This window comes from Novosphingobium capsulatum NBRC 12533 (assembly GCF_001598375.1).
In the GTDB taxonomy this organism is placed as follows: domain Bacteria; phylum Pseudomonadota; class Alphaproteobacteria; order Sphingomonadales; family Sphingomonadaceae; genus Novosphingobium; species Novosphingobium capsulatum.
In genome coordinates this window covers 22,806-29,457 of sequence record NZ_BCYV01000002.1, presented here as the reverse complement: position 1 = coordinate 29,457, position 6,652 = coordinate 22,806, and the positions used below count along the sequence as shown (strand labels likewise).

Genomic DNA, 6,652 nt, shown 5'->3' with positions numbered 1-6,652 from the left:
CACCACCCCCAACCCCCTCCTCTGAAGAGGAGGGGGCTTTTTCCCATTCTATTTCAATTTCACTGGCAGCCCGGCGCAAACCAGCACGGCCTCGTCGCACACCGCCGCCATGCGCTGGTTGGCCCAGCCCGCCTCGTCGCGAAAGCGCCGCGCCAGGGCATTGTCGGGCACGATGCCCTGGCCCACTTCGTTGCTGACCAGGATGACCAGGCCCGCCGCTTCGGCCACGGCGCGCTCCAGATCGTCGAGCGCGGCGGCCATGTCGCGTTCGGCCAACATCAGGTTGCTGAGCCACAGGGTCAGGCAATCGACCAGCAGCACGCGATCGGGCGCGGCATGGATGGCGATGGCGTGGGGCAGTTCCAGCGGCGCATCGACGGTTTGCCAGCGAGCATCGCGCTCTGCCTGGTGGCGGGCGATGCGCGCGGTCATTTCCGCGTCAAAGGCCTGGGCCGTGGCGATGTAGCGCGGCGCCAGGCCGCTATCCTCGGCGCGTTGCTGGGCATAGCGGCTCTTGCCCGATCGCGCGCCGCCGATCACGAACAGGCTAGGCATCGCCCGCCTCGCGCGCCAGGGCCAGCAGGCCGTCGATATCGAGATGCTGCTCCAACCGGGCGGCGATCGCATCGAGTGCGGCGTCGACCACGGCTGCATGGTCCGCCCCATCGGATATTGCGCCGATCCAGCCGAGCAGCGCACCACGCAGCGCCGGCCCGCCGAGCGCGCCATGCACATAGCTGCCCATGACCTGCCCGCCCGCGTCGATCGCGCCATCGGGCCGGTCGCCATCCAGCACCGCAAAGGGCCGTGTGCAATCGGGCCCATCGGTTTGGCCCATATGCATCTCGAACCCTGCAAAGGCCTGGCCCAGCGCCTGCCCTGCCACTTGGCGCAGCACCTTGTGCGGGGTAAGCACGGTGGCCACGTCGAGCAGGCCCAGCCCGGCCATTTCGCCCGGTGGCCCCTCGATGCCATGGGGATCGGCCACCGTCTTGCCCAGCATCTGGTATCCGCCGCATATGCCCAGGATGCGCCCGCCACGGCGGTGATGGGCCAGAATGTCGATATCCCAGCCTTGCGCGCGCAGGGCAGCCAGGTCAGCCAGCGTCGCCTTCGATCCGGGCAGCACGATCAGCGCGCAATCGGCAGGGATCGGCTGGCCCGGCGGCACCATCACCAGTTCCACCCCGCTTTCGCCCTTCAGCGGATCGAGATCATCGAAATTGGAAATGCGCGGCAGGATCGGGCAGGCAATGCGCAACGCCCCGGCGCGCAACGGGGCATGGCGTTCCAGCACCACAGCATCTTCGCTCGGCAGGCGCGCGCTTTCCGCCAGCCACGGCACCACGCCAAAGCCGCGCCAGCCCGAAAGCGCGGCAATCTGCTGATAGCCATCGGCAAAGAGCGCGGGATCACCCCGGAACTTGTTGATCACAAAGCCCCGGATCATCGCCGCGTCAGCCGGATCGAGCACGGCCCGCGTGCCGACCAGCGCGGCGATGACCCCGCCCCGGTCGATATCGCCGACCAGGACCACCGGCACCCGCGCCGCGCGGGCAAAGCCCATGTTGGCAATGTCTCCGGCGCGCAGGTTGATTTCCGCCGGCGAGCCTGCCCCTTCGACCGCCACCACATCGGCCTGCGCGCGCAACCGCTGCCAACTGGCCATGACATCAGGCAGCAGTGCCGCGCGGCCCATGCGGAAATTGCCGCCGCCCAGCGTGCCGCGCACCCGGCCATGCACAACCAGTTGCGAGGTATGATCAGCCTGCGGCTTGAGCAGCACCGGGTTCATGTCGGTATGCGGCGCGGCGCGACAGGCCAGGGCCTGCAGCGCCTGCGCGCGGCCGATTTCCCCGCCATCGCTGGTGACCGCGGCATTGTTGGACATATTCTGCGGCTTGAACGGCAAGACGCGCAGGCCCCGGTTGGCGAGCGCGCGGCACAGCCCCGCCACCAGCACCGATTTGCCCACGTCAGACCCGGTGCCCTGCACCATCAATGCGCCCATCGTCATCCCTTCCACACCAGCACCGCGCCCAGCGCCACCGCGATCAACAGCGCGCAGGCCCGCCGATAGAGCCGCAGCGCCCGCGCCACATCATGCGCATCGGCCGCCGTGCGCCCCTGCCCGATCCACTCCTTGGCCACGGCCACGCCATCATAGGCGAGTGGCCCGGCCAGCCGCAGGCCCAGCGCGCCGGCCATCGCCGCCTCGGTCCACCCCGCATTGGGCGAGGCATGCCGGCCGTGATCGCGCCACAGCACCGCCCAGCCGCCACCGCCCGCCAGGCATAGCAAGACCGCGCCCAGCCGCGCCGGCAGCAGGTTCAGCGCATCGTCCAGCCGCGCCGCCGCCCAACCGAACGGGCCCCACGGCGCCTCGCGATGGCCGATCAGGCTGTCGGCGGTGTTGATCGCCTTGTAGGCCCAAAGCCCCGGCAGGCCAGCCACGACCAGCCAGAACAGCGGCGCCGCCACCCCATCGCAAAAGCTTTCCGCCAGGCTTTCGATCGCGGCGCGGGCCACCCCGGCGCGGTCGAGCGTGACAGTATCGCGACCAACGATCATCGCCACTGCGCGCCGCGCGCCCGCAAGATCATCACGCGCCAGGGCCAGCGCCACCGGCTGCACATGATCGTGCAGGCTGCGCAGGGCAAGGCCCGGCCAGGCCAGCAAGCCGATCACGATCCACGCCCAGCCGCCGGCAAGCCAGGTTGCCAGGGCCTGGAGCGCGCCCGAGAGGCCAATCGCCACGGCCAGCAGCACCAGCACGGTCAGCATGCCCATGGCGCGGCGGCACCCCGCGCTCCACTGCGGGCGATTGCCAAGGCGCGCGCACCAGCCGATCACGCGGGCAAAGCCGCCCACCGGATGGCCCAGGCGCGCATAAAGCGCCGCTGGCCAGCCGAGCGCGAGATCGAGCGCCAGCGCGAGTGCCAGGGCCGCGAGCGTTTCAACCATGGCTGGGCAAGGCCTGCACCAGCCGCGCCAGACCCGCAGCATCGCCCGGCAGGCCGAGCCGCAACCAATCCGGCTGATCGGCAAACGGCCGCGTCAGGATATGCTGCTGCGCGAGATGATCGAACAGCGCCGCACCATCCACGCCGCGCACCAGGCGAAACAGCGGGCAGGCCCCGCCAACGGTATAGCCCTTGCCGCGCAGCACCGCGTCCAGGCGGGCCGCGCGTTCCTGCAAGGCAGCGCGCGCATCCGCGATCCAGATAGCATCGCGATAGGCCGCCTCGCCCACGGCCAACGCCGCCGCGCACAGGGGCCAGGCCCCCAGCTGCGCCCGCAACGCCGCCAACAGCGCGCGCGGCCCCAGCACAAAGCCCAGGCGCAGGCCCGCCAGGCCAAAGAACTTGCCGAAAGAGCGGAAGATCACCAGCCGCTGCGCGTCGGCAATATCACCGGCCAGGCTCGCTTGCGGGTGCGCATCGGCAAAGGCTTCATCCAGCAGGAGCCAGCCGTTATCGCCGCGCCGGTGTAGCAGATTGCGCAGCATCGCGCGCGTCAACAGGCGGCCATCGGGATTGTTGGGATTGGCCAGGACCAGGCTGGTGCCGTGGGCTTGCGCCAGATCGTCCACCGCCACGCTGGCACGCAGCATCGCGGCATGGGTGCGATAGCCCGGCACGGCATGGCAGCCCCCACCACCGATCAGATCGCCCACCAGGCGCAGCCCGATCTCGGTGCCGGGCACCGCGCAGACATGATCGGCTGCGCAGCCAAAGCGCGCTGCTGCCGCCTGCTCCAGGCCGCGCAGCGCGCTTTCATCGGGCAGGGCCTGCCAATCCACCGCCGCCGCCAGCGCCCCGGCCTGGGGCCAGGGGCACGGGTTGATCCCGGTGGACAGGTCCAGCCAAGGCCCATCGCCAAACTGCGCCCGCGCCGCCGCCAGCCCGCCGCCGTGCCAGGTAAAGCGGTTCAGGCCCACAACCGCCCCGCGATGCACAGGGCCAGCAATAGAACGGTTTCGTTCCATTCGATGCCCGCGCCATGGCCATCGCCGGAAATCCCGCCGATCCGCGCCATCAGCCACCAGCCCCACAGCGCCATGCCCGGCACGGCGATCAGCAAGGCCGGATGCCACCAGGCGGCCAGCACCAGCGCGCCGGCCCACAGCGCCAGATCGCGGCGGCGCACCACGCCGGCAAAACGCGCACCCAGCCCGGCGTGCAAGGGCGGCAGCCAGCGCGCCCAGGCAAGCGGGCCAAGGCGCGCGGCGAAGGGCACCCAGACGATGCCCGCGACCATGCCCTGCGCCACCAGCGCATGGAGCAGCACCAGCTTGGCCATAAGCTGCATCACCACCGCCACCACGCCAAAGCTGCCAAGATGCGGATCGGCCAGCACGGCCAGCAACCGCGCGCGATCGCTATGGGCAGCGCCGCTGGCATCGGCCAGATCGGCCAGGCCATCGAGATGCAGCGCGCCCGTCACGGCCACCCATGCCGCCAGGCCGGCCATCGCGCCAATCCACGGATCGAGCCACCCACCAGCCCAGACCGCCCCGGCCACGCAGCCACCCACGATCACGCCCACGGCGGGAAACCACCGCATCGAGGCGGCAAGATCGCCAGCCTCAGCAGCCACGCGCGGCATGGGCAGGCGGGTGAGGAACTGCGTTGCCAGGATCAACCCCTTCACGTCGCCAGCCCCACGATCTGCGCCGTGGGCTGCTCGCCGGGCCAAACCCGGAGGCTGAGCAGCGCGGCATAGGGCAGGTCAAACGCCCAGGCCTGCTCCGACACAAAACCGCACAGCACGGTGAGCGCCGCACGCATCGCGCCACCATGCGTCACCACCAGGGTGTCGCTGCCGGGCAGATCGGCCAGCGCTGCCGCTACCCGCGCGCGCAGCGCCGACCAGCGCTCTCCCCCCGGCGGGGCATGGGCATCGGGATCGACCCAGAACGCGGTCAGTGCCGCGCAGCTCACTTGCGCCGGGGCAAGGCCATCCCAGGCGCCGAAGTCCAACTCACGCCAGCGCCGGTCAAGCTGCACCGGCAGCGCGCGGGGTGCGGCGATGGCCTGTGCCGCCGCCGCGCAGCGCCGCAGGTCTGATGCGACGACGCCGGCAAACTCCACCGCCCGCACGCGCGCCGTGCAGGCGGCGAGGCCAGCAGGCGTGGGTGCCATGTCACCGTGCCCCAGCAGCAGGCCCGGCGTGGCCGGCGCGCCGTGGCGCAAGAGATGCAGCAGAAATCCGCTCACGCGCCCGCTGCCACGCCCGATGCCACGCCGGCCTGGGCAAAGGTTGCCATCTGGTCGTGCGCAGCCAGCGCGGCGCGGATCACCCCTACGGCCACCGCAGCGCCGCTGCCCTCGCCCAGCCGCATGCCCAGGTTGAGCAGCGGCACCAGCCCCAGCCGCGCCAGCAGGCGCACATGCCCCGGTTCGGCCGAACAGTGCCCGGCCAGGCAATGATCGACGATGCCCGGTGCCACCACCGCCAGTGGCGCCAGGGCAGCACAGGTGATGAAGCCATCGAGCACCACCGGAACGCGCAAGGCCCGCGCGCGCAACACCGCGCCAGCCATCGCCGCAATCTCTCGTCCGCCCAGCCGGCGCAGGGTTTCGAACGGGGTGTGCGGCGCGTCGGCATGGAAGGCCAGCGCCTGGGCGATCACCGCAACCTTGCGCGCCACGCCGGCGGCATCGAGCCCGGTGCCCGGCCCGGCCCACTCCGCCGCGCTGCCCCCCAGGCTGAGGGCGCAGAGCGCGGCAGCGGCCGTGGTATTGCCGATGCCCATTTCACCCAGCGTCAGGATATCAAGATCGGACGTAACCACCGCGGCACCGGCGTTGAGCGCCGCCAGGCATTCCGCCTCGGTCATCGCCGGGGCGCAGGTGAAATCGGCGGTGGGACGATCAAGATCGAGCGGCACCACCATCAACTCAAGGCCGGCAACGCCCGCCAGCGCATTGATCGCCGCGCCCCCGGCGGCAAAGTTGGCCACCATGGCGGCGGTCACGCTGGTGGGAAAGGCGCTGACGCCATGCACCATAAAGCCATGGTTGCCGGCAAAGATCGCCGTGCGCCCGCGCGCGATACCCGGGCGTTCGCGCCCTTGCCAGCCGGCCATGAACACGGCGATGTCTTCCAGCCGGCCCAGCGATCCGGGCGGCTTCGTCAGGTCATCCTGCCGCGCCCGCGCTGCGGCGGCCGCCGCAGCATCGGGCATGGCCAGATCGGCAAGCGCCGCATCGAACGCGGCCGGAGAAGCAAACGCGCTCATGCCGCGACGAACCCGGCCGGCGGCGTGCGGCTGATGAAATGGCCTTTCACCCCTTGCGGCCATTCCTTGAACGGCACGCGCCCATGCTCGCTTTGCGCATAGGCGGCGGCATAATCGAGGATTGCCGTGGCGGCCGCTTCGTCCGCGTCAAAACGCCCCAGGACATAGCCCACCTTGCCCGGCGCACGCAGGTGCACGGTGCAGTGGTCCTTGCAGGCGAACAGGCAGGCCATTTCCTGCACGGCAATCCCGGCATAGCGCGCATCGCCCTGCTGCACCGTGCGCAGCGCCGCCAAAAGCCGCGCACCACCGCGCTGGCCCTGGTCATCCTCGCGCGCGTCGGCGCTCAACCGGCAGGTGTTGCAGGCCACCACGGCGGGGCCATCGTCAACAGGGGTAAGCATGGGG

Annotated in this window: 8 protein-coding genes; all 8 read right to left on the bottom strand. The window is 70.9% G+C overall.

All coding sequences use genetic code 11. The annotated features are described in order from the left end of the window. Positions 1-48: 48 nt before the first annotated feature. From cobU to SCA01S_RS00135, 8 genes are read right to left on the bottom strand one after another with little or no spacing between them, the layout of a single operon-like run. The gene (cobU, locus tag SCA01S_RS00170; protein ID WP_062781663.1) at positions 49-555 is read right to left on the bottom strand and encodes a bifunctional adenosylcobinamide kinase/adenosylcobinamide-phosphate guanylyltransferase; all 507 of its coding nucleotides are present in this window, start codon (positions 553-555) and stop codon (positions 49-51) included. Then, positions 548-2,011: a cobyric acid synthase gene (locus SCA01S_RS00165; RefSeq protein WP_062781672.1), complete on the bottom strand. Its 1,464-nt coding sequence runs from the start codon at positions 2,009-2,011 to the stop codon at positions 548-550. The genes cobU and SCA01S_RS00165 overlap by 8 nt, the downstream gene beginning before the upstream one ends. A 2-nt stretch (positions 2,012-2,013) precedes the next feature. Further along, positions 2,014-2,964 (bottom strand): adenosylcobinamide-phosphate synthase CbiB, encoded by a 951-nt coding sequence (gene cbiB, locus SCA01S_RS00160; protein ID WP_062781660.1) that lies wholly within the window; start codon positions 2,962-2,964, stop codon positions 2,014-2,016. Further along, positions 2,957-3,934 carry an aminotransferase class I/II-fold pyridoxal phosphate-dependent enzyme gene (locus tag SCA01S_RS00155; RefSeq protein ID WP_062781669.1) on the bottom strand — a complete coding sequence of 326 codons (978 nt, stop codon included), beginning with the start codon at positions 3,932-3,934 and terminating at the stop codon, positions 2,957-2,959. The genes cbiB and SCA01S_RS00155 overlap by 8 nt, the downstream gene beginning before the upstream one ends. After that, positions 3,931-4,653 carry an adenosylcobinamide-GDP ribazoletransferase gene (locus SCA01S_RS00150; RefSeq protein ID WP_062781657.1) on the bottom strand — a complete coding sequence of 241 codons (723 nt, stop codon included), beginning with the start codon at positions 4,651-4,653 and terminating at the stop codon, positions 3,931-3,933. The genes SCA01S_RS00155 and SCA01S_RS00150 overlap by 4 nt, the downstream gene beginning before the upstream one ends. Further along, complete coding sequence (locus SCA01S_RS00145) at positions 4,650-5,219, bottom strand: histidine phosphatase family protein (protein ID WP_062781654.1); 570 nt, start codon at positions 5,217-5,219, stop codon at positions 4,650-4,652. The genes SCA01S_RS00150 and SCA01S_RS00145 overlap by 4 nt, the downstream gene beginning before the upstream one ends. Then, the gene (gene cobT, locus SCA01S_RS00140; protein WP_062781651.1) at positions 5,216-6,244 is read right to left on the bottom strand and encodes a nicotinate-nucleotide--dimethylbenzimidazole phosphoribosyltransferase; all 1,029 of its coding nucleotides are present in this window, start codon (positions 6,242-6,244) and stop codon (positions 5,216-5,218) included. Before cobT ends, SCA01S_RS00145 begins: the two co-directional genes overlap by 4 nt. Further along, positions 6,241-6,648 (bottom strand): DUF1636 domain-containing protein, encoded by a 408-nt coding sequence (locus tag SCA01S_RS00135; RefSeq protein WP_062781648.1) that lies wholly within the window; start codon positions 6,646-6,648, stop codon positions 6,241-6,243. The genes cobT and SCA01S_RS00135 overlap by 4 nt, the downstream gene beginning before the upstream one ends. Between the last annotated feature and the right edge of the window lie 4 nt (positions 6,649-6,652).